Source organism: Pseudomonas pseudonitroreducens (assembly GCF_021603645.1).
GTDB classification, from domain to species: domain Bacteria; phylum Pseudomonadota; class Gammaproteobacteria; order Pseudomonadales; family Pseudomonadaceae; genus Pseudomonas; species Pseudomonas pseudonitroreducens.
In genome coordinates this window covers 1-22,983 of sequence record NZ_BQHJ01000012.1, presented here as the reverse complement: position 1 = coordinate 22,983, position 22,983 = coordinate 1, and the positions used below count along the sequence as shown (strand labels likewise).

Genomic DNA, 22,983 nt, shown 5'->3' with positions numbered 1-22,983 from the left:
GCGTTTTCATATTCACCGATGGTGGAACGGGCGTAGGAGCGGACTCCGTCCGCGATAGGTTCGCAGCGCGCCGGAAACCATCGCGGACAGAGTCCGCTCCTACGGCTTCAGGCTAGCTCCAGCACTCGGTCGACCGCCTTGTTGATGCCGCTGGCGGCTTCGGCAATGGACTGCGCGAGCATGTAGGCCGGGGTGGTGACCAGCTTGTGGTCCTTGTCCTCGACTATGTCTTCCACGGCGCAATCGATGTGCTTGGCGCCCATGCTGGTGAGCGCCTGGGCGGTGCCTGCGTCGGTGCCGATGGTGCACTCCACGCCGTCACCGTAGATCCGTGCGGCCATGGCCGGGGCAATGCAGATCAGGCCGACAGGCTTCTTCGCCGCGGCAAAGGCCTTGGCCAAGGCCAGTACGTCCGCTTGCACCTCGCACTGGTCGCCCTTGAAGGCGAAGTCACTGAGATTCTTCGCCGCGCCGAAGCCGCCAGGCACGATCAGGGCGTCGAAGTCTTCGACCTTGGCTTCGCGCACGTCCTTCACATCGCCGCGGGCGATGCGGGCGGACTCGACCAGCACGTTGCGGCTCTCGGCCATCTCCTCGCCGGTGAGGTGGTTCAGCACGTGGTGCTGGGCGATGTCCGGGGCGAAGCACTGCACCTTGGCGCCGCGCTGGGAGAGGCGTAGCAGGGTGATCACGCTTTCATGGATTTCCGCACCGTCGTAAACGCCGCAACCGGAAAGGATAACCGCAACTTTCTTCATGGACTGCTCCTGTTCGAGGGGGCCGGGGCTGTCGCGATATGCCGCCCGGGCTGTCGCCGGCGGCCGTGGCTGGCCGCGGGCAAGGGACTAGGATCCTTCCTCATAAGCATAACGATTCGGTCGCGCCATGAACTACATCCTCTTCGCCGTGCCTTTCTTTTTCCTGCTGATTGCGATCGAACTGCTCGCCGACCGCTGGCGCGGCCTGCGCACCTATCGCCTGAGCGATGCGTTGAACAGCCTCAGTGCGGGTGTCCTGTCGACCACCAGTGGCTTGCTGACCAAGGGGCTGGCGCTGGTGACCTATACCGTCGCCTGGCAGCACCTCGCGCTGTTCGAGCTGTCGACCAAAAGCCTCTGGGTCTGGGCGTTCGCCTTCGTCTTCTACGACTTCTGCTACTACTGGAACCATCGCCTGGGCCACGAGCGCAACGTGCTCTGGGCCGCGCATTCGGTGCACCACCAGAGCGAGGACTACAACCTCTCCACCGCGCTGCGGCAGACCAGCACCGGATTCATCTTCGGCTGGATCTTCTACCTGCCGATGGCCCTTGCCGGCGTGCCGCCGCTGGTGTTCCTCACCGTCGGTGCGCTGAACCTGCTGTACCAGTTCTGGGTGCATACCCGGCACATTCCCAAGCTCGGCTGGTTCGAGTGGGTCTTCATCACCCCCTCCAACCACCGCGTGCATCATGCGCAGAACCCTGTCTATATGGATCGCAACTACGGTGGCGTGTTCATTGTCTGGGATCGCCTGTTCGGCACCTTCCAGGAGGAACTGGACGAGGAGCCGGTGGTGTTCGGCGTGACCGTGCCGCTGGCCAGCTGGAACCCGCTGTGGGCGAACCTGCAGGTCTACGCACACCTGTGGCACGATGCGCGGCGCGCCGGCAGCCTGTGGGACAAGCTGCGCATCTGGTTCATGCGCACCGGCTGGCGCCCCGAGGACGTCGCCCAGCGCTATCCCATGAGCAAGCCGGACCTGGCGTCCTTCCGCAAGTTCGAGGTGCCGCTCAGCCGTGGTCGGCAGTGGTATGCCGGCCTGCAGTTCGCCACCTACGTGGTGGTCGGCACCTGGTTGCTGGGCGTGGGGGAGGGCTGGCAAGTACTGCCGCTGGTGATCGGCTGGAGCTGGATGGCCTTCGGGCTCTACGCCATCGGTTGCTGGCTGGAGAACCGCGCGTGGGCGCTGCGCCTGGAGCTGGCGCGCTTGGCGCTGAACGTGCCGGCGGTCGCGGCGCTGGCACTCTGGGGAGGGATTGAGCTGCCGCAGTGGGCGCCCTGGGCGCTGGCGGTCTATTCACTGCTCAGTCTGATCGGCCTGCTGGGCCTGCGGCGCGCGGAGCGCCTGCCACAGGCGGCCTGATCAGTCGGCGTGATTACTCGGACTTGCTGGCCTTGTAGCGGCGGCGCAGCCAGAACAGCAAGCCGATCACCACGAGACCGCCAAGGACCATGAGTTCGTACTTCTTGATATTGCCCAGTACACCTTCGAGCACGCTGCCGAAGTAGAAGGCGGCGCTGCCCAGCACCGTGGCCCAGACGATGGCGCCGATACCGTTGAGCAGCAGGTAGCGCGCCGGCGGGTAGCCGGACAGGCCGATGGCCACCGGCATCACGGTGCGCAGGCCGTAGACGAAGCGGAAGCTCAGCACCCACAGGTCGGGATGCTTGCGCACGTGCTCCAGCGCCTTGTCGCCCATCTTCTGCCAGCGTGGCTTGCGCGCCAGCAGCTTGCGGCCATGGCGACGACCGAGGAAATACCAGAGCTGGTCGCCCGCATAACTGCCGAAGAACGCCACCGCGATGACGTACTCCAGCTGCATGTAGCCGCGGAATGCCAGGAAGCCGGCCAGGACCAGAATGGTCTCACCCTCGAAGAACGTGCCGAGAAACAGCGCGAAGTAGCCGAAATCCTGCAGGAATTGTTGGAGCATTATCGAGGCAACGCAGCGAAATGAACGCGAAGCCTAACCCGGTTGTCGCCCGCAGGGAAGGCACCTCGGTCTGCGCAACTGACCTGGAACAAGTCTGTACCGGTGCAGAGCGGCGGGTTGCCGCTGCGGCAGGATGCCGCGACCAAGGGTCACTGTTACCGGTTGTTACCAATCGGTCATAATTCAGGGCTATAACTGTCAGACTGTGCCTGCTGCATCAGGCCCTGGAGTACGCCGTGAGCTTCATCCCCGCCGATCGCGCCTTCCCCTTCACCCGACTGCGTCGCAACCGTCGTGACGAATTTTCCCGCCGCCTGGTGCGCGAAAACGTCCTGACCGCCAACGACCTGATCCTTCCGGTGTTCGTCCTCGACGGCAAGAACCAGCGTGAAGCGGTGCCCTCGATGCCGGGTGTGGAGCGCATGTCCATCGACCTGCTGCTCAAGGAAGCCGAGGAACTGGTGGAGCTGGGCATCCCGGCGCTGGCGCTGTTCCCGGTGACCCCGCTGGAGAAGAAATCCCTCGATGGCGCCGAAGCCTTCAACCCCGACGGCATTGCCCAGCGCGCCACCCGCGCCCTGCGCGAGCGCTTCCCGGAGCTGGGCATCATCACCGACGTGGCGCTGGATCCGTTCACCAGCCATGGCCAGGACGGCATCCTCGACGAAGATGGCTACGTGCTGAACGATATTTCCGTGGATGTGCTGGTCAAGCAGGCGCTTTCCCACGCCGAAGCCGGCGCCCAGGTCGTGGCTCCCTCGGACATGATGGACGGCCGCATCGGTGCGATCCGCGAGGCCCTGGAGTCCACCGGCCACATCAACACCCGCATCATGGCCTACTCGGCCAAGTACGCCAGCGCCTACTACGGCCCGTTCCGCGACGCTGTCGGCTCCGCCGCCAACCTGGGCAAGGGCAACAAGGCCACCTACCAGATGGACCCGGCCAACAGCGACGAAGCGCTGCACGAGATCTACGCTGACCTTGCCGAAGGCGCCGACATGATCATGGTCAAGCCGGGCATGCCCTATCTCGACATCGTGCGCCGGGCCAAGGACGAATTCCGCGCCCCGACCTTTGTCTACCAGGTCAGCGGCGAGTACGCGATGCACATGGCCGCGATCAACAATGGCTGGCTCAGCGAAGCGGTGATCCTCGAATCGCTGCTGGCCTTCAAACGCGCGGGCGCAGATGGCATCCTGACCTACTTCGCCAAGCGCGCGGCACAACAATTGAAAATGAAAAGCGGGGGCTGACCCCGTCGATGAGACGAGCGATGAATACCGAAGGCATTAGCGAAACCGAAGTTATCGAAGCTGACACCACTGCTGAAATCACCGAAGTCGTCGTGGCGGAGGCCGTCGAGACGACGCCACCGCCTGTCGAACCTGCGGTGCCGGCGATCAACGTCGACGACAGTGCCCTCTACATTCATCGCGAGCTCTCGCAGCTGCAGTTCAACATCCGCGTGCTCGAGCAGGCGCTGGATGAGTCCTATCCGCTGCTGGAGCGCCTGAAGTTCCTGCTGATCTTCTCCAGCAACCTCGACGAATTCTTCGAGATTCGCGTCGCCGGCCTGAAGAAGCAGATCACCTTCGCCCGCGAACAGGCCGGCGCCGATGGCCTGCTGCCGCACCAGGCGCTGGCGCGCATCAGCGAGCAGGTGCACGAGCAGGTTGCCCGCCAGTACAGCATCCTCAACGACATCCTGTTGCCGGAACTGGCCAAGCACGACATCCGCTTCATCCGCCGTCGCTACTGGACGCCGAAGATCAAGGCCTGGGTCCGTCGCTTCTTCCGCGACGAGATTGCGCCCATCGTCACCCCAATCGGCCTCGACCCGACGCACCCGTTCCCGTTGCTGGTGAACAAGAGCCTGAACTTCATGGTCGAGCTCGAAGGCCTGGACGCCTTCGGTCGCGACTCCGGTCTGGCGATCATTCCGGCACCGCGCTCGCTGCCGCGGATCATCCGCCTGCCGGAGGAAGTTGCCGGCCCCGGCGACAACTACGTGTTCCTCTCGTCGATGATCCACGCCCACGCCGATGACCTGTTCCACGGCATGAAGGTGAAAGGCTGCTACCAGTTCCGTCTGACCCGTAACGCCGACCTCTCGGTGGACGCCGAGGACGTCGAAGACCTGGCGCGCGCGCTGCGTGGCGAGCTGTTCTCGCGGCGCTACGGCGACGCCGTGCGCCTGGAGGTGGTGGATACCTGCCCGGTGCCCCTGTCCAATTACCTGCTCAAGCAGTTCGGCCTGTCCGAGACCGAGCTGTACCGCGTCAGCGGACCGGTCAACCTGACCCGCCTGTTCAGCGTCACCGGCCTGGCCAGCCATCCGGAATTGCAGTCGCCGCCGTTCACCCCGACGATCCCCAAGCTGCTGCAGAAGAAGGAAAACCTGTTCAACGTCCTGGGCAAGCTCGACGTGTTGCTGATGCACCCGTTCGAATCCTTCACCCCGGTGGTCGACCTGCTCCGCCAGGCCGCCAAGGACCCCAGCGTGCTGGCGATCAAGCAGACGCTGTACCGCTCCGGCGCCAACTCCGAGATCGTCGACGCGCTGGTGGAAGCCGCGCGCAACGGCAAGGAAGTCACCGTGGTGATCGAACTGCGGGCGCGCTTCGACGAGGAATCCAACCTGCAGCTGGCCAGCCGCCTGCAGCAGGCCGGCGCAGTGGTGATCTACGGTGTGGTCGGCTTCAAGACCCACGCCAAGATGATGCTGATCCTCCGCCGCGAGGACGGCGAGCTGCGCCGTTACGCGCACCTGGGCACCGGCAACTACCACGCCGGCAACGCCCGCCTGTACACCGACTACAGCCTGCTGACCGCCGACGTGGCGCTCTGCGAGGACCTGCACAAGCTGTTCAACCAACTGATCGGCATGGGCAAGACCCTGCGCATGAAGAAGCTCCTGCACGCGCCCTTCACCCTGAAGAAGAACCTGCTGGAGATGATCAACCGCGAGGCTGCCCAGGCCGCCGAGGGCAAGCCGGCGCACATCATGGCCAAGGTCAACTCGCTGACCGACGCCAAGGTCATCCGCGCGCTGTACAAGGCCAGCCAGGCCGGCGTGAAGATCGACCTGGTAGTGCGGGGCATGTGCTGCCTGCGTCCGGGCGTGCCGGGCGTGTCGCACAACATCCAGGTGCGCTCGATCATCGGCCGCTTCCTCGAGCACAGCCGAATCTACTACTTCCTCAACGGCGGCGAGGAGAAGCTCTATCTCTCCAGCGCCGACTGGATGGAGCGCAACCTCGACATGCGCGTGGAGACCTGCTTCCCGGTGGAAGGCAAGAAGCTCGTGCTGCGCGTCAAGAAGGAGCTGGAGTCGTACCTGACCGACAACACCCAGGCCTGGGTGCTGCAGTCCGATGGCAGCTACGTGCGCCAGAGCCCCAGCGGCAACCAGAACCCACGCAACGCCCAGGCGACCCTGCTGGAACGCCTGTGCACGCCGGTGATCAACGTACGCTGATCCGGCTGGCGACATCGAAAGCCCTGCCTCGGCAGGGCTTTTTTTTTGCGCGTCCGGACATTGTGCTGCCGGCAGTGGGCGATCGCGGACGGAGTCCGCTCCTACGCGGTGTGAAAGCACTGGCGTGGGCTGGAAATCAAAAGGCCCCGGCGTTTGCGCGCCGGGGCCGTTGTCTTTTGCGGGTGCGATCAGCTCACGCTGAGCGAATAACCCACGCGCTTGAGCCATTCCGCTTCCTGCTCGAAGTCCGCCTGGGTCAACGGGTTGGCCGCCAGCCAGCCGTCCGGGAAGCGCACGTCCAGCGATTTGCCGGAAGCCTTCAGGGCGACCGCCGGCATTTCCTGGGTGCCACGGATGTGGTGGAAGAGGATGGCGAAGCGCAGCACGACGCACAGGCGGATCAGCTTGTCGCCCTCATCGCCCAGTTCGTTGAACTTGTCCACCGGGATGTTGCGGCGGTGGCCACGCACCAGCAGTGCCAGGGTCAGTTGGTCCAGGCGCGAGAAGCCGGCCAGGTCCGAGTGCTCCAGCAGGTAGGCGCCGTGCTTGTGGTAGTGATAGTGGGCGATGTCCAGGCCCAGTTCGTGCACCCGCGCGGCCCACATCAGCAGTTCGCGGTGGCCTTCGTCGGTCAGTTCCCAGGCCTTGGCGACCTGATCCAGCGACTCCAGTGCCTTGGCTTCGACGCGCGCGGCCTGTTCCGGGTCGACGTGGTAGCGCTCCATGAGCGCGCCGATAGTGCGCTCGCGGACGTCCTCGTGGTGGTGGCGGCCCAGCAGGTCGTAGAGCACGCCTTCGCGCAGGGCGCCCTCGGAGTGGGTCATGCGGGTCAGTTCGAGGGCGTCGAACAGTGCCTCGAGGATCGCCATGCCGGCCGGGAAGATCGGCCGGCGGTCCGGCTTGATGCCGTCGATGTCGAGCTTCTCGACCTCGCCCAGCTTGAACATCTTGCGCTTGAGCCAGGCCAGGCCATCGGGGTTGATCTCGCCGTTGCCATGACCACCGGCCTGGATTGCCAGGCAGATCGCGCGGATGGTGCCCGAGGCGCCGACCGCCTCGTCCCAGCCCAGGCGGCGCAGGCTGTTCTCGATGCTCATCAGCTCCAGGCGCGCCGAGGTGTAGGCCTGGGCGTAGCGTGCCGGGGTGATCTTGCCGTCCTTGAAGTAGCGCTGGGTGAAGCTCACGCAGCCCATCTGCAGGCTCTCACGCAGCTGCGATTCGAACTGCTGGCCGATGATGAACTCGGTGCTGCCGCCGCCGATATCGACCACCAGGCGCTTGCCCGGATTGTCCGGCAGCGTGTGGGAGACGCCCAGGTAGATCAGGCGCGCTTCTTCGCGGCCGGAGATGACTTCCACCGGGTGGCCGAGAATCTGGTCGGCGACGCGGATGAACTCGCCGCGGTTACGCGCTTCGCGCAGGGCGTTGGTGCCCACCACGCGAACCGAACCCGGCGGCATGCCGTTGATGAACTGGGCGAATTGCTTCAGGCAGTCGTAGCCGCGCTGCATCGCCTCTTCGGTGAGCATGCGGTCTTCGCCGATGCCCGCCGCCAGCTGGACCTTCTCGCCCAATCGCTCGAGGATGCGGATCTCGCCGTGATCGGCCTTCGCCAAAACCATGTGGAAACTGTTCGAGCCAAGGTCAATGGCTGCGATCATCGGGAAGGTCTTGGCAGGGGTATGGGGCATAGGGAGAGGTCCGGGTAAATACGGAAGACATCCTGCCATTTTAGGCAGGTAGTGCCAATGAAGGGGTTGTCACCGATCAGAAGTCACCGCGGCAGCGATAGATACACTCAATCGGCTGCGCCTTTCGGTGTGGGCCGAGGCGGGATATGATGGCGGACACTTTTTCGCATCCGATTGACGGAGAGAATACATGAGCGAACATATCGTCAATGTTACCGATGCCAGCTTCGAGCAGGACGTACTGAAGTCCGACGGTCCCGTGCTGGTCGACTACTGGGCCGAATGGTGCGGTCCGTGCAAGATGATCGCCCCGGTACTCGACGAGATCGCCAAGGACTATCAGGGCAAGCTGAAAGTCTGCAAGCTGAATATCGACGAGAACCAGGACACCCCGCCGAAGTATGGCGTGCGCGGCATTCCGACCCTGATGCTGTTCAAGGGCGGCAACGTCGAAGCTACCAAGGTCGGCGCACTGTCCAAGTCGCAGCTGGCTGCCTTCCTCGACAGCAACATCTGAGTCGATGAAGTCCGAAAAGCCCCGCAGATTTGCGGGGCTTTTTTCTTTCTGCCCCTAGACGCTCTGAAACTCGGGTGTTAAATTCGGGCCACAACGAGTTTTTCGTTGTCCCCTGCAAGCCGTCGCCGACGCACTTCCCATTCGAATTCCAAGCGATCCTGTCCGTCATCTACGGCGCGGCTCTTCAAGCATCACGCTTGTTCCCTTTTCCCCTTTCAGCGTATTTACGTCCCTTCTATGAATCTGACCGAACTCAAGCAAAAGCCGATTGCCGAATTGCTGGAAATGTCCGATGCCATGGGCCTGGAAAACATGGCCCGTTCGCGCAAGCAGGACATCATCTTCGCGCTGCTGAAGAAGCACGCGAAAAGCGGCGAGGAAATCTCCGGTGACGGCGTGCTGGAGATTCTCCAGGATGGCTTCGGCTTCCTGCGCTCCGCCGATTCCTCGTACCTGGCCGGCCCTGACGACATCTACGTCTCGCCCAGCCAGATCCGGCGCTTCAACCTGCGCACGGGCGACACCATCATCGGCAAGATTCGTCCGCCGAAGGAAGGCGAGCGTTACTTCGCCCTGCTGAAAGTCGACTCGATCAACTTCGATCGTCCGGAGAACGCGAAGAACAAGATTCTCTTCGAGAACCTGACGCCGCTGTTCCCGACCAAGCGCCTGACCATGGAAGCCGGCAACGGCTCCACCGAGGACCTCACCGGCCGTGTGATCGACCTCTGCTCGCCGATCGGCAAGGGCCAGCGCGGCCTGATCGTCGCCCCGCCGAAAGCGGGCAAGACCATCATGCTGCAGAACATTGCCTCGAACATCACCCGCAACAACCCCGAGTGCCACCTGATCGTCCTGCTGATCGACGAGCGCCCGGAAGAAGTGACCGAGATGCAGCGCACCGTGCGCGGCGAAGTGGTCGCTTCCACCTTCGACGAGCCGCCGACCCGCCACGTGCAGGTTGCCGAGATGGTGATCGAGAAGGCCAAGCGCCTGGTCGAGCACAAGAAGGACGTGATCATCCTGCTCGACTCCATCACCCGTCTGGCCCGTGCCTACAACACCGTGATCCCCAGCTCCGGCAAGGTGCTCACCGGTGGTGTCGATGCCCACGCCCTGGAGAAGCCCAAGCGCTTCTTCGGCGCCGCGCGCAACATCGAGGAAGGCGGTTCGCTGACCATCCTCGCCACCGCGCTGATCGAAACCGGCTCGAAGATGGACGAAGTGATCTACGAGGAATTCAAGGGCACCGGTAACTCGGAGCTGATCCTCGACCGTCGCATCTCGGAAAAACGCGTGTTCCCCGCGATCAACATCAACCGTTCGGGTACCCGTCGCGAAGAGCTGCTCACCGGTGAGGAAGAGCTGCAGCGCATGTGGATCCTGCGCAAGATCCTGCACCCGATGGACGAGATCGCCGCGGTCGAGTTCCTGCTGGACAAGCTGCGCCAGACCAAGACCAACGACGAGTTCTTCGACTCGATGAAGCGCAGCAAGTAAGAGTCGCCGGCAAATCTGTTCTGGCTTCGTTGCCTGGCCTCTGCCGTACGCGAAGTACTGTCTGAGGCCAGGCGTCTAGCCAGAACCGCTTCGCTCAGATTTGTCAGCGACTCTACGCGCATCAGTAGTGCCACAAGGCCGGGGAAACCCGGCCTTCGTGTTTCTGCCGGGCGCTGATAGGCGGTAGACTGTCGCATCATCCTGCCGCCATCGAGACCCTCATGCAGTATCGCGACCTGCGCGAGTTCATCGCTGCCCTGGAGCAGCGCGGACAGCTCAAGCGCATCCAGGCGCCGGTATCCCCGGTGCTGGAAATGACCGAGGTGTGCGACCGCACCCTGCGCGCCAAGGGCCCGGCCCTGCTGTTCGAAAAGCCCACCGGCTACGACATGCCCGTGCTCGGCAACCTGTTCGGCACGCCCGAGCGCGTGGCCCTGGGCATGGGTGCCGAGGACGTCTCCGAGCTGCGCGAAATCGGCAAGCTGCTGGCCTTCCTCAAGGAGCCGGAGCCGCCCAAGGGGCTGAGGGACGCCTGGTCCAAGCTGCCGATCTTCAAGAAGGTCATCAACATGGCGCCCAAGGTCCTCAAGGACGCGCCGTGCCAGGAAGTGATCGAGGAGGGCGACGACGTTGACCTGTCGAAGCTGCCGGTGCAGACCTGCTGGCCCGGCGACGTCGCGCCGCTGATCACCTGGGGCCTGACGGTCACCCGCGGGCCGAACAAGGAGCGGCAGAACCTGGGCATCTACCGCCAGCAGGTGATTGGCCGCAACAAGGTCATCATGCGCTGGCTCAGCCACCGTGGCGGCGCTCTGGACTTCCGCGAGTGGTGCCAGAAGCATCCCGGCCAGCCTTATCCGGTGGCCGTGGCCCTCGGCGCGGACCCGGCGACCATCCTCGGCGCCGTGACCCCGGTGCCAGACAATCTCTCCGAATACGCCTTCGCCGGCCTCCTGCGCGGGCACAAGACCGAGCTGGTCAAGTGCATCGGCAATGACCTGCAGGTGCCGGCCAGTGCCGAAATCGTTCTCGAAGGGGTGATTCACCCCGGCGAGATGGCCGATGAAGGCCCGTATGGCGACCACACCGGCTACTACAACGAGGTGGACCGCTTCCCGGTGTTCACCGTCGAGCGCATCACCCGCCGGCAGAAACCGATCTACCACAGCACCTACACCGGCCGCCCGCCGGATGAGCCGGCGATCCTCGGCGTGGCGCTGAACGAAGTCTTCGTGCCGATCCTGCAGAAGCAGTTCCCCGAGATCACCGACTTCTACCTGCCGCCCGAAGGCTGCTCCTACCGCATGGCGGTGGTGACCATGAAGAAGCAGTACCCCGGCCACGCCAAGCGCGTGATGCTCGGCGTCTGGTCGTTCCTGCGACAGTTCATGTACACCAAGTTCGTTATCGTCACCGATGACGACATCAATGCCCGCGACTGGAACGACGTGATCTGGGCCATCACCACGCGCATGGACCCCAAGCGCGACACGGTGATGATCGATAACACGCCGATCGACTACCTGGACTTCGCCTCGCCGATCTCCGGCCTCGGCTCGAAGATGGGCCTGGACGCCACCCACAAGTGGCCGGGCGAGACCAGCCGCGAGTGGGGTCGGGTGATCGAGAAGGACCCGGCGGTAACGCGTCGGGTCGATGAAATCTGGGCGAGCCTGGGCATCGATTGATGTGGCCGCCCGCCTGTAGGACCGAGGGGGACGCCTAGTCCTTGCTCGCGAACCTTTCTCCGCTGCGGGAATCGTTCGCGAGCAAGCTCGCTCCTACAACTAAAAGAACGAGAACGACGCTTGAAAGTGACCTTGCAACCCTCCGGCGCCCAGCTCGAGCTGCGCCCCGGGGAACGTATCCTCGACGGTGCGCGGCGCCTGGGCTACGAGTGCCCGCAGAGCTGCCGCAACGGCAACTGCCATATCTGCGCGGCGCTGCTGGTGGAAGGCCGTGTGCGCCAGGATGGCGAGGTGCGCGACCACGGCGAGCTCTTCACCTGCCTGGCCGAACCGCTGGAAGACTGTGTGCTGCACTGGGACGGCGTGCTGGCCCCCGGCGAGCTGCCAGTGCGTGCGTTGTCCTGCCAACTGACGCTCTGCGAGCCGGTCGGTGGTGACGTCTGGCGCGTGCGTCTGCGTGCTCCAGCCGGCAAGCCGCCGCGCTACCACGCCGGGCAGTACGTGTTGATCGAGCGCGAAGGCAGCGACCCGGCGGCCTTCTCCCTCGCCTCCGCGCCGCAGGAAGGGCGTGACCTGGAACTGCACATCCTGGCCCGTGAGAACAGCGCCATCGACCTGTTGGCGCAACTCCAGCGCGACCGTTTCGCCCGCATACAGATGCCCTTCGGCGACGCGCACCTGGCCGACCTGCCGGACGGCCCGCTGGTGCTGATCGCCGCCGGCACCGGCATGGCGCAGATGCACAGCCTGATCGAGTTCTGTCGCGCCACTGGCTTCGCCCACCCGGTGCACCTGTACTGGGGCGTGCGTCGTCCGGAGGATTTCTACGAGCTGGCGCACTGGGACGAGTGGCAGGGCGTGCCCAACCTGCACCTGCACAAGATCGTCAGCGATCTGTGCGGCTGGCAGGGGCGCTGCGGCCTGCTGCATGAGGCGGTGTGCGAGGATTTCGCCGAGCTGTCCGGCTTGCGCGTCTATGCCAGCGGCTCGCCGGCGATGGTCTATGGCACCCTGGATGCGCTGGTGGCGGCGGGGATGGACCCGCATCAAATGCGCGCGGATGTCTTCGCCTACGCCCCACGAGGCTGATTCAACTGCTTAGCGTCGTTGGAGCGCCTCGCCGTGCTAGTCGCACTGTCTTCGGCACTCCGCCTAGCTATTCAGTCGACTCAGTCTCGTGGTTGGCATGTGGCGAGAACTCCTCCTGCAGCGCCGCGCGAATCCAGTCCTCGAACCAGGCCACGTCGGCGCTTACCGCGCCGGTGGGCAGCAGCAGCTGATAGCTCTCCAGCGGTACCTCCTCGGGCAATGGCCGCACCAGCGTGCCAGCGGCCAGCTGGTGCTTCACCAGCACCAGGTTCGCCAGGGCGATACCGTGGCCGGCCTCGGCCATGGACAGCGCGTGGTCGTTGCTGACGTAGAGCACGTCGGAGTTCACCCGCAGGTCGAGGCCGATGGTGGACAGCCAGAGGTTCCACCACTCGCCGTCGTCGACGTGGATCAGCTTGTGCCGCGCCAGGTCGTGCACGCTGGTCAATGGCCCGTGCTCTTCGAGGTAGGCGGGCGAACACACCGGGAAAACCAGCGGCCGCACCAGGGTGCTGTGGCACTGCGGATAGATGCCGGGAAGCCCGTAGACTATGCCCAGATCGGCGCTTTTACCGTCCACTTCACTGAAAGTCGGGTTGGGTTCAACCGCCACCTTCAGGCCGGGGCGCTGCTGGCGCAGGGTTTCCAGGCGCGGCATCAGCCAGCGCTTGGCGAAGGCCGGCACCACCATGATCTTCAGCCAGCGCGCGGTGCCGCCCGGTGCCAGTTCGTGGCCGGCGTCGGCGATCTGCTGCAGGGCTGTGGATATCTTCGCGTAGTAGCGCTGCCCGGCAGGCGTCAGGCTGACCCCGCGCGGCGTACGCTCGAACAGCTGCACGCCCAGCCAGTCCTCCAGCAGCTTGACGTGCCGGCCGATGGCCGGCTGCGTCACATGCAGGTCTTTCGAGGCGGCGACGTAGCTGCCCAGGCGTGCGGCGGCCTCGAAGGCGCGGACGGCATTGAGCGGCGGAAGACGCTGGATGGACATGGCTGACCTCGAAGGCGGGCTGAGCTGTTAAATTTCAGCTGTTAAATTATTTAATATCGAATGTAAGAAAATTGAGCTTTTCGCTCAACCACCTTTCTTCGAATATCCGCTCCAGCAGCATCACCACAATATCGAGCCGAACCCACGGCCAGCGCTGCATCCAGCGTCTACTCCAGCCCTGCCAGAACAACTACAAGATCCCCCGAACGCCAGCGTGCGGCGGACGGGAAGGATGCGGAGGTTTCACCATGAATGCCCTGCACAGCCTGCAGACGGCGGCGGTTTCGATCCGCTCCGTGCGCAAGGTCTACGGCGACCCGGCCAGCGGTCCCGTCGCGCTCAAATGCGTCGACCTGGACATCCGCGACAACGAATTCTTCACCCTGCTCGGCCCTTCCGGCTGCGGCAAGACCACTCTGCTGCGGATGATCGCCGGCTTCGAATTTCCCACCGCCGGGGAAATCCAGCTGTACGGCGAGAACATCGCCGACCGCCCGCCGTTCGAGCGCCCGGTCAACACGGTGTTCCAGCACTACGCGCTGTTCCCGCACATGACCATCGCCGAGAACCTGGCCTTCGGCCTGGAATCCCACCCGATGGGCCAGCGCATGAGCAAGGCGCAGGTCGCCGAGCGCGTCCGCGAGATGCTCGCCCTGGTGCAGATGGAACGCTTCGCCCAGCGCAAGCCGACCCAGCTTTCCGGCGGCCAGCAACAGCGCGTCGCCCTGGCCCGTGCGCTGGCGCCGCATCCGAAGGTGCTGCTGCTCGACGAGCCGCTCTCCGCGCTCGACCTCAAGCTGCGCCAGGCCATGCGTGAAGAGCTCAAGGCGATTCAGGCCAAGACCGGCATCACCTTCATCTTCGTCACCCACGACCAGGAAGAAGCGCTGACCATGTCCGACCGCATCGCCGTGCTCTCCGAGGGCGAGGTGCAGCAGGTCGGCCGCCCGGACGACATCTACGAGCATCCGCGCAACCGCTTTGTCGCCGACTTCATCGGCGAGACCAACTTCCTGCCGGCCCGCGTCGAGAACTTCGACGGCGACCGCGCGCACTACCGCATCGGCGGTGAGCAACTGATCGAGGCCGGCTCTCGCGAGGGCCTGAAGATCGGCGCCGAAGTCACCCTGTCGATCCGCCCCGAGCGCCTGCAACTGGTGGCCGAGGACACGTCGTCCGCCGCGCCCTGCACCGTCGTCCAGCAGATCTACCTGGGCACCGACCTGCAGTATCAGGTCGAGCTTCAGGACGGCAGCAAGCTGACTGTCCGCGCGCCCAACAGCGCCGGCCAGCGCCAGCGTCTGGTGGCCGGGCAGCGTGCCGGCCTGCTGTTCGAGAAAGGCAGCGCCAGCGTCCTGGTGGACTGAGCGGAGGTGAGCATGAACCGGTTTTCCACAACCTCCGGCAATGCGCTGGAGCGGCGTCAGGCGCTGCGCAGCTTCCTCGGTGTGTCGCCCGCGCTGGTCTCCATCGGGCTGTTCCTGATCGTGCCGATCTTCATCGTCATCGGTTACTCGCTGATGCAGGCCAACCCCTACGGCGGGGTGAACCCGCACTTCAGCGTCGATGCCTACGTCTCGCTGCTGTTCGAGCGCCAGCTCGACGACAGCCTGGCCTTCGCCGACTCCTACGTGATGATCGCGTTGCGCTCCATCGGCATCGCCGCGGCGACCACCGCGATCACCCTGCTGGTGGGCTTCCCGGTGGCGGTCTGGCTGGCCATGCAGCCGGCGCATCGTCGCGGCCTGCTGATCTTCCTGATCACCGTGCCGTTCTGGGCCAACCTGCTGATCCGCACCTACGCCTGGATCCTGCTGCTGCGCGGCACCGGGGTGGTCAACGGCACGCTGATGAGCCTCGGCATCATCCACCAGCCGCTGAACCTGCTCTACACCGACGGCGCCGTGCTGCTGGGCCTGGTCTACACCTACGCGCCCTTCGTCGTGCTGCCGATCTACGCGACCCTCGAGAAGATGGACATGCGCCTGCTCGAAGCGGCCCAGGACCTCTACGCCGGGCGTATCCGCACCCTGCGCAAGGTGGTGCTGCCGATCGCCCGGCCGGGGATTCTCGCCGGCGCCATCCTCACCTTCGTGCCGTGCCTGGGCGCGATGATCGCCCCCGAGCTGCTCGGCGGCGGCACCAAGATGATGCTCGGCAACCTGATCTTCCGGCAGTTCAGCGACTCGCGGAACTGGCCCTTCGGTGCGGCGCTGTCGCTGGTGTTGATGGGCGCGGTGATGCTGGTGCTGATGTTCTACGCGATGCGCGCCGAGCGCCTGCGCATCGCCCGGGGAGGTGAATGATGCTTTCGCTGCTGACCAAGCGCCGTCTGGGCGTGCAGGATTTCCGTGGCTTCGGCGTCCTGAGTTTCCTGTTCTACCTGTACCTCTACGCGCCCATCGTGGTGCTGGTGGTGCTGTCGTTCAACGCCAACCAGTCCGCCACCGTGTGGACCGGCTTCAGCCTCGACTGGTACCGCGCTGCCTTCGCCAACCAGGCGCTGCGCCAGGCCGCCGGCAACAGCCTGCTGATCGCCGTGTGCGCCAGCGTGATCGCCACGGCGATCGCCACCCTGGCCGCGCTGGGCACCTCGCGCGGGGCCAAGTTCAAGGGCCTGCGCCTGTCCATGGGAGCGATCATGCTGCCATTGGTGCTGCCCGAGATCGTCGTCGGCGTGGCCACCCTGGCGCTGTTCTCCACCCTCGGCCTGTCGCTGGGCTACGGCAACCTGATCATCGCCCACACGGTGTTCTGCATCCCGTTCGCCTACCTGCCGATCCGCGCGCGCCTGAACGACATGGACCTGTCCCTGGAGCAGGCTGCCGCCGACCTCTACGCCGGGCCCTGGCGGACCTTCCGCAAGGTCACCCTGCCGCTGCTGATGCCGGGGATCTTCTCCGGGGTGATGCTCGCCTTCATCGTCTCGCTGGATAACTTCGTGATCTCGATGATGGTCTCCCAGGCCGGTACCACCACCTTGCCGATCTTCATCTTCGGTTTGCTGCGCATGGGCGTGACGCCCGATGTGAACGCGGTATCGACCCTGATCCTCGGCGTTTCCGTGCTGTTCGTAACCCTGTCCTTCCTGCTTGGCAAGAAGAAAGCCTGAGCCCATATACCGGAGTAGAAGATGAGCAAACTGATCGCTGCTGTAGGTGCCTCGCTGGCCATGGGCCTGGTGGCAAACGTGCACGCCGCCGAGCAACTCAACGTGGTGAGCTGGAGTGGTTATTTCACCCCGCAGATCCTGGAGAAGTTCGAGAAGGAAACCGGCATCAAGGTCACCGTGGATTCCTATGACTCCAACGAGACCCTGCTGGCCAAGCTCAAGCAGGGCGGCACCGGCTATGACGTGGCCATTCCCTCGCACCAGTTCGTGCCGATCCTGATCCAGGAGAAGCTGCTGGAGCGCTTCGACCCGGCCGGCCAGCCATACTACGCCAACGTCGAGGACAACCTGAAGAAGCCCGCCTGGGACCCGGAAGGCGCCTACGCCGTGCCCTTCATCTGGGGCACCACCAGCGTGGTGCTGGACAGCGCGAAATACAGCGGCCCGGCCGACAGTTACTCGGTGCTGTTCACCCCGCCGAAGGAGCTGCAGGGCAAGATCAACATGTTCGACTCGGCCAGTGAGGTGATCGACACCGCCAGCCTCTACCTGGGCATCCCGCTGTGCAGCGAGGACCCCAAGCAGATGCAGCAGGTGCTGACCCTGTTGAAGACCCAGAAGCCCTTCGTCAAGACCTACAGCTCCAAGGCCGGCTCGATCCGCGAGAACCTGGCCTCGGGCGAGGTCGACATGTCGATGTTCTGGGGCGGCTCGTCGATGCGTGCGCGTGAAATGAAGTCCAGCCTGAAATACCTCTACCCGAAAGAGGGCGTGATGGCCTGGGTGGACAACCTGGTGATCCCGGCGGGCGCCAAGCACCCGGAGAACGCGAAGAAGTTCATCGCCTTCCTCAGCCAGCCGGAAAACTCGGCGATGACCCAGAACTTCCTCAAGCACCAGAGCCCGATCAAGGGCGTGGAACCCTTCCTCGATGCCAGCCTCAAGGATGCGCCGGAACTGCACATCCCCGAGGGCACCAAGGTGGTGTTCAGCAAGACCTGCGGCGAAGGCGCGATCCGCCTGGCCGACCGCATCTGGACCAACCTGATGCGCTGATCCCCGCCAGACGGGAACACGGCACAGCGATGCACGCGTGCGCCAGCTCGGCGCAGCGGCATCGCTCGGCCTGAAGAACGCAACAAGCCTCGCCTGCCAGCGGGGTTGCTGAACCCGACATAGGCTTCCCATCTGCCGGAAGCTCCCGATGAAAGAAGGCCGCGCTCCATGAGCCAGTACAAGCACAACAACGAACTCGTCCAGCTCCAGGCCCATGAACTGGCCCAGCGCATCCGCCTGCGCCAGGTGTCCTGCCGCGAAGTCATGCAGGCGCACCTGGCGCAGATCGAGCGCTACAACCCGGCGGTCAACGCCATTATCAGCCTGCAGCCCGAAGAGCAGCTGCTCGCCGCGGCCGACCAGCGCGACGCCGAGCTGGCGCGCGGCGAATACCGTGGCTGGATGCATGGCCTGCCCCATGCGGTGAAGGACCTGTCGCTGACCCAGGGCATCCGCACCACCCTTGGCTCGCCGCTGTTCCGCGACTACCTGCCCGAGCGCGACGGCATCATGGTCGAGCGCATCCGCGCGGCCGGCGCCGTGCTGATCGGCAAGACCAACACCCCCGAATTCGGCCTCGGCTCCCACAGTTACAACCCGATCTTCGGCGCCACCGGCTGCGCCTACGCGCCCGAACGCACTGCTGGCGGCAGTAGCGGTGGCGCGGCGGCCGCGCTGGCGCTGCAGATGGTCCCGGTGGCCGACGGCAGCGACATGATGGGCTCGCTGCGCAACCCGGCGGCGTTCAACAACATCGTCGGCTTCCGTCCGTCCCAGGGCCGCGTGCCCTTCGACGACAGCGCCGACCTGTTCATCGACCAGCTCGGCTATGAAGGCCCGATGGGTCGCAGCGTGCGTGATGTGGCGCTGCTGCTGTCGGTACAGGCCGGCGGCGATGCCCGCGCGCCGCTGTCGATTGCCGAGAGTGGCGAGCAGTTCGCCGGCAGGCTGGAGCGCGACTTCAAGGGCGCGCGCCTGGGCTGGCTGGGCGATCTGGGCGGCCACCTGCCGATGGAGCGCGGTGTGCTGGAGCTGTGCCGCAAATCCTTCGCCGACTTCGAAGCCATTGGCTGCCACATCGAAGACACCGCCATGGGCTTCTCCGCCGAGCGCCTCTGGGACACCTGGCGCACCCTGCGCCACTGGATGGTCGCCGGCTCTCTCGGCGCGGCCTACAGCGATCCGGCCAAGCGCGAGCTGCTCAAGCCCGAGGCGATCTGGGAAGTGGAGAACGGCCTGAAGCTCTCCGCCATGGACGTGTTCCGCGCGTCCGCCGCGCGCAGCGACTGGTACCGCGCCATCAGCCAGCTGTTCGAGCGCTACGACTACCTGTTGCTGCCCAGCGCGCAGGTATTCCCGTTCGACAAGAACTGGGACTGGCCGAAGGAAGTCGCCGGCAAGGCCATGGACACCTACCACCGCTGGATGGAAGTGGTGATCCCGGCCACCCTGTCCGGATGCCCGGTGGCCAACGTGCCGGTAGGCTTCAATGAACAGGGCCTGCCCATGGGCATCCAGATCATCGGCAAGCACCAGGCCGACATGGCCGTGCTGCAACTGGCCCACGCCTACGAGCAGGCTTCGCGCTGGTACCAGCGCTGCCCGCCGCCGATGCTGAAGGACGACTGATTTATCCACAAGCTGAGGGGGACGCATGAATATCAGCTTCTTCCAGGAACTGCTGCAGAGCATCAGCGAGCGCGGCCGGCAATTGCTGGAGTCGCGCGAACCGGCGCCGGGCAATGCCCAGGCGCTGGCGCAGGCCTGCCGCAAACTGATCTCCGGCCACGGCGAGGCTTCCGGCGTGGCGCTGGCGCGGCAGGTGCTGTGCGCCTACCGCGACTGTCCGGAGGAGCAGCAGAAGGCTTTCTTCGACACGCTGCTCATGGACTTCGCACCGCCCCATGATGTGCTGGTCGCTGCTTGCCAGCGCTATCTCGACGATCCTTCGTCGGCCAACACCACGAAGCTGTTCGAGGCCAGCGAACCGCCGCGCCAGGAACTGTTCCGCCGCCTCAACCAGGCACCCGGCGGCACTGCCGAGCTGATCGCCATGCGCCGTCGCTTGCTCGGCGAACTCAAGGGTAAGCCCGAGCTGGCGGCGGTGGACCATGACCTGCAGCACCTGCTGGCGTCCTGGTTCAACCGTGGCTTCCTGGTGCTGCGGCGCATCGAATGGTCGACGCCGGCGTCGATCCTGGAAAAGATCATCAAGTACGAGGCCGTCCACGCCATCAAGGACTGGGATGACCTGCGCAGCCGCCTGCAACCGGCCGACCGCCGCTGCTTTGCCTTCTTCCACCCGGCGCTGGCCGACGAGCCGCTGATCTTCGTCGAGGTGGCGCTGACCCGTTCCATGCCCGGCGCGATCGCAGACATCCTCGCGCCGGCGACGGACGTTGAGCCGGCAGAAGAACCCGATACGGCGGTGTTCTATTCCATCAGCAACTGCCAGGACGGCCTGCGCGGCATTTCCTTCGGCAACTTCCTGATCAAGCAGGTGGTGGAAGAGCTGGCGCGGGAGATTCCCGGCCTGCGCCAGTACGTCACCCTGTCGCCGGTACCCGGCTTCCGTCGCTGGCTCGACGGGCTGGGCGACGACCCGCAACTGGGCGCGGCCGCAGCCGATCTGCTCAAGGCGCTCAAGCCCGACACGCCGCCCCCGCCGCGCACCGAGCAGCCGCTGCTGGCGCTGGCCGCCGAGTACTTCCTGCACGCCAGGAATGGCACCGGCCTGCCGCTCGACCCGGTGGCGCGTTTCCACCTTGGCAACGGCGCCCGCCTGGAGCGCCTGAACTGGCGTGGCGACCTTTCCGCCAGCGGCCTGCGCCAGGCGGCCGGGCTGATGGTCAATTACCGCTATGAACTGCGCCAGATCGAAAAGAACCACGAAGCCTACGCCAACCAGGGCGCGGTCGCAGCCTCACCCGAGGTGCGCAAGCTCGCGACCCTGACGGCGAAAACAAAACGCTAGGACCTCACCATGAACCAGAGTCTTTTCGCCGAAGTCGGCAAACACCTGCCCAGCGACCTGTCCAAGCCCTTCATCCGCACGCCCCTGGGCGGCGGCTACAGCTATGCGGACATGCTGCGCAGTACCTCGCAGTTCGCCCATGCGCTGGTGGAGCTCGGCGTGCAGCCGGGCGATCGCGTCGCCGTGCAGGTCGACAAGAGCCCCGAGACGGTGATGCTCTACCTCGCCGTGCTGCGCGTCGGCGCGGTCTACCTGCCGCTCAACAGCGGCTACACCGGTGACGAGCTGCGCTACTTCCTCGACGACGCCGAGCCTTCGCTATTCGTCTGCGCGCCGGCCTTCGAAGCCCAGGCCCGCGAACTGGCCGAAGCCAGCGGTGTGGCTCGTGTGGCGACCCTGGGCGACCAGGTCGACGGCTCGCTGATGGACGCCGTGCATGGCAAGCCGGGGCGCTTCGTCGACGTGCCGCGCGCCTCCAGCGACCTCGCCGCGATCCTCTATACCTCCGGCACCACCGGGCGTTCCAAGGGGGCGATGATCAGCCACGGCAACCTCGTCTCCAACGCTCGCGCACTGGTGGATGCCTGGCAGATCACTGGCGACGACTGGCTGCTCCACGCGCTGCCGATCTTCCATATCCACGGCCTGTTCGTGGCCTGCAACAGCCTGCTGATGGCCGGCGGCTCGATGCTTTTCCTCGGCAAGTTCGATGCCGCGCAGATGCTCCGTCTGCTGCCCCAGGTGAACCTGCTGATGGGCGTGCCGACCTTCTACACCCGCCTGCTCGACCAACCCGGCCTGACCCGCGAGGCGGTGGCGCACATGCGCCTGTTCATCTCCGGCTCCGCGCCGCTCACCGCCGAGACCCACAAGGCGTTTTCCGAGCGTACCGGCATGGCCATCCTCGAGCGTTACGGCATGACCGAGACCGGGATGAACACCTCCAATCCGCTGGATGGCGAGCGCATTGCCGGCACCGTCGGCTTCCCGCTGCCGGGCGTTGAGCTGCGCATCACCGATCCTTCGCAGTCCGCGCCAACCCCGCTGCCACAGGGCCAGCCGGGGATGATCGAGGTGCGTGGGCCGAACGTGTTCCAGGGCTACTGGCGCATGCCGGAGAAGACCGCCGAGGAACTGCGTGCGGACGGCTACTTCATGACCGGCGATATCGGCTTCATCGACGACAAGGGCTACGTGCAGATCGTCGGCCGCAACAAGGACATGATCATCAGCGGCGGCTTCAACGTGTACCCGAAGGAGCTGGAGGAGATCCTCGACACCCTGCCTGGCGTGGTCGAGTCGGCGGTGATCGGCGTGCCGCACCCGGACTTCGGCGAGGGCGTTACCGCCGTGCTGGTGGCCAGCCAAGGGCAGGCGCCGAGCGAGGCCCAGGTGCTCGCCGCGCTGGACGGCAAGCTGGCGCGCTTCAAGCAGCCCAAGCGGGTGATGGTGGTCGATGCGCTGCCGCGCAACGTGATGGGCAAGGTGCAGAAGAACGTGCTGCGTGAGCAGTTCAAGGCGCTGTATTCATGAGGGCATGGAGTGGGGGCTGTTCGCGAGCAAGCTCGCTCCTACAGGTACTCCCAGCCGTGACGCGCTCTTCGTAGGAGCGAGCTTGCTCGCGAACCCGGGCGCCTCCAGGCCTATACCGAAATGAAAAAGCCCCGCTGATGCGGGGCTTTTGCTTTCGTAGGAGCGGACTCCGTCCGCGATGTGTCTGCCTCGCGCCTTTGTTTCCCGCGTCGCGCCGGAGTGCGCGCTGGCTCCCTGTTTCGCCCCCTCGGGCGACCTACTTTGGCAAACGACGGATGGCCGCCCCACCCAAAGTAGGCAAAGGTCTTGCCCCAATCATCCGGTTTTTCGCTTGGGGCGAAAAATGCCCTCGTTGAAGCGCAGTTTCAGGGGCCCGAACTAGGCGTCCCCCCACGAAGGGCCATCCCTGGCCCATCGCGGCTCTCGCGGCATCCATGCCGCTCAACCCCTGAAACTGCGCTTCAACGAGGCCTCCTGAACGGGGCCCTTCGGAGTGCGTGGATGTTTCTCTGGAAATCTCTTTAAAGCCAAAGTGTAAGCGCGCGCCGCTTTTGGCACTGCCTTGCGCGATGCTTGGCACCGCCTTCCGCCGCTGAGGCCGCCCGATGTTTGCGCGACAATTGGCACCGCCGCCTCACACCCACCCGAAGGTCGGCTGA

At 65.0% G+C, this 22,983-nt stretch carries 18 protein-coding genes; 14 read left to right on the top strand and 4 right to left on the bottom strand.

Annotation, left to right across the window (positions count from 1 at the left end):
• Nucleotides 1-107: 107 nt before the first annotated feature.
• The gene (gene elbB / locus L6D89_RS25445) at nucleotides 108-758 is read right to left on the bottom strand and encodes an isoprenoid biosynthesis glyoxalase ElbB (protein ID WP_236172058.1); all 651 of its coding nucleotides are present in this window, start codon (nucleotides 756-758) and stop codon (nucleotides 108-110) included.
• Between the two features lie 127 nt (nucleotides 759-885).
• Here elbB and L6D89_RS25440 point away from each other — a divergent pair, with 127 nt between their 5' ends.
• Nucleotides 886-2,124 (top strand): sterol desaturase family protein, encoded by a 1,239-nt coding sequence (locus tag L6D89_RS25440; protein WP_236201538.1) that lies wholly within the window; start codon nucleotides 886-888, stop codon nucleotides 2,122-2,124.
• Between the two features lie 13 nt (nucleotides 2,125-2,137).
• Here the strand turns inward: L6D89_RS25440 and L6D89_RS25435 are convergent, their stop codons facing one another.
• Nucleotides 2,138-2,698 (bottom strand): DedA family protein, encoded by a 561-nt coding sequence (locus L6D89_RS25435; protein WP_054910216.1) that lies wholly within the window; start codon nucleotides 2,696-2,698, stop codon nucleotides 2,138-2,140.
• A 233-nt stretch (nucleotides 2,699-2,931) separates the two neighbouring features.
• Between L6D89_RS25435 and hemB the strand changes: the two genes are divergently transcribed.
• Together hemB and ppk1 are read left to right on the top strand one after the other, a co-directional pair.
• On the top strand, nucleotides 2,932-3,951 hold the full coding sequence (hemB, locus tag L6D89_RS25430) for a porphobilinogen synthase (protein ID WP_236201537.1): 1,020 nt from the start codon (nucleotides 2,932-2,934) through the stop codon (nucleotides 3,949-3,951).
• Nucleotides 3,952-3,971: 20 nt separating this feature from the next.
• A complete protein-coding gene (gene ppk1 / locus L6D89_RS25425) occupies nucleotides 3,972-6,176 on the top strand; it encodes a polyphosphate kinase 1 (protein ID WP_236172052.1) in 2,205 nt (734 codons plus the stop codon).
• Between the two features lie 188 nt (nucleotides 6,177-6,364).
• Here ppk1 and ppx read toward each other — a convergent pair whose 3' ends face one another.
• Nucleotides 6,365-7,867 (bottom strand): exopolyphosphatase, encoded by a 1,503-nt coding sequence (gene ppx / locus L6D89_RS25420; protein WP_236172051.1) that lies wholly within the window; start codon nucleotides 7,865-7,867, stop codon nucleotides 6,365-6,367.
• Between the two features lie 190 nt (nucleotides 7,868-8,057).
• On the opposite strand from ppx, the gene trxA reads away from it, so the two are divergent.
• The 4 genes from trxA (at nucleotide 8,058) to L6D89_RS25400 (ending at nucleotide 12,661) form a co-directional block, all read left to right on the top strand.
• Nucleotides 8,058-8,384 carry a thioredoxin TrxA gene (trxA, locus tag L6D89_RS25415; RefSeq protein WP_015475045.1) on the top strand — a complete coding sequence of 109 codons (327 nt, stop codon included), beginning with the start codon at nucleotides 8,058-8,060 and terminating at the stop codon, nucleotides 8,382-8,384.
• 237 nt (nucleotides 8,385-8,621) lie between these two features.
• Nucleotides 8,622-9,884: a transcription termination factor Rho gene (rho, locus tag L6D89_RS25410; RefSeq protein ID WP_015475046.1), complete on the top strand. Its 1,263-nt coding sequence runs from the start codon at nucleotides 8,622-8,624 to the stop codon at nucleotides 9,882-9,884.
• A gap of 221 nt (nucleotides 9,885-10,105) precedes the next feature.
• Nucleotides 10,106-11,572 (top strand): 4-hydroxy-3-polyprenylbenzoate decarboxylase, encoded by a 1,467-nt coding sequence (gene ubiD / locus L6D89_RS25405; RefSeq protein ID WP_236201536.1) that lies wholly within the window; start codon nucleotides 10,106-10,108, stop codon nucleotides 11,570-11,572.
• A 120-nt stretch (nucleotides 11,573-11,692) separates the two neighbouring features.
• Nucleotides 11,693-12,661 carry a CDP-6-deoxy-delta-3,4-glucoseen reductase gene (locus L6D89_RS25400; protein WP_236201535.1) on the top strand — a complete coding sequence of 323 codons (969 nt, stop codon included), beginning with the start codon at nucleotides 11,693-11,695 and terminating at the stop codon, nucleotides 12,659-12,661.
• 67 nt (nucleotides 12,662-12,728) lie between these two features.
• On the opposite strand, the gene L6D89_RS25395 is transcribed toward L6D89_RS25400, so the two are convergent.
• Nucleotides 12,729-13,649 carry a LysR substrate-binding domain-containing protein gene (locus L6D89_RS25395; protein WP_236172045.1) on the bottom strand — a complete coding sequence of 307 codons (921 nt, stop codon included), beginning with the start codon at nucleotides 13,647-13,649 and terminating at the stop codon, nucleotides 12,729-12,731.
• A 248-nt stretch (nucleotides 13,650-13,897) separates the two neighbouring features.
• Here L6D89_RS25395 and L6D89_RS25390 point away from each other — a divergent pair, with 248 nt between their 5' ends.
• The 7 genes from L6D89_RS25390 (at nucleotide 13,898) to L6D89_RS25360 (ending at nucleotide 22,324) form a co-directional block, all read left to right on the top strand.
• On the top strand, nucleotides 13,898-15,016 hold the full coding sequence (locus L6D89_RS25390) for an ABC transporter ATP-binding protein (protein WP_236201534.1): 1,119 nt from the start codon (nucleotides 13,898-13,900) through the stop codon (nucleotides 15,014-15,016).
• A gap of 12 nt (nucleotides 15,017-15,028) precedes the next feature.
• On the top strand, nucleotides 15,029-15,955 hold the full coding sequence (locus tag L6D89_RS25385; RefSeq protein WP_236201533.1) for an ABC transporter permease: 927 nt from the start codon (nucleotides 15,029-15,031) through the stop codon (nucleotides 15,953-15,955).
• Nucleotides 15,955-16,761 (top strand): ABC transporter permease, encoded by an 807-nt coding sequence (locus L6D89_RS25380; RefSeq protein WP_024765757.1) that lies wholly within the window; start codon nucleotides 15,955-15,957, stop codon nucleotides 16,759-16,761. The genes L6D89_RS25385 and L6D89_RS25380 overlap by 1 nt, the downstream gene beginning before the upstream one ends.
• 60 nt (nucleotides 16,762-16,821) lie before the next feature.
• Complete coding sequence (locus L6D89_RS25375) at nucleotides 16,822-17,817, top strand: ABC transporter substrate-binding protein (protein ID WP_371914085.1); 996 nt, start codon at nucleotides 16,822-16,824, stop codon at nucleotides 17,815-17,817.
• A 168-nt stretch (nucleotides 17,818-17,985) separates the two neighbouring features.
• Complete coding sequence (locus L6D89_RS25370) at nucleotides 17,986-19,446, top strand: amidase (RefSeq protein WP_236201532.1); 1,461 nt, start codon at nucleotides 17,986-17,988, stop codon at nucleotides 19,444-19,446.
• A gap of 25 nt (nucleotides 19,447-19,471) precedes the next feature.
• Nucleotides 19,472-20,791 (top strand): malonyl-CoA decarboxylase, encoded by a 1,320-nt coding sequence (locus L6D89_RS25365; protein ID WP_236201531.1) that lies wholly within the window; start codon nucleotides 19,472-19,474, stop codon nucleotides 20,789-20,791.
• Between the two features lie 9 nt (nucleotides 20,792-20,800).
• The gene (locus L6D89_RS25360) at nucleotides 20,801-22,324 is read left to right on the top strand and encodes a malonate--CoA ligase (protein WP_236201530.1); all 1,524 of its coding nucleotides are present in this window, start codon (nucleotides 20,801-20,803) and stop codon (nucleotides 22,322-22,324) included.
• Nucleotides 22,325-22,983 lie beyond the last annotated feature (659 nt).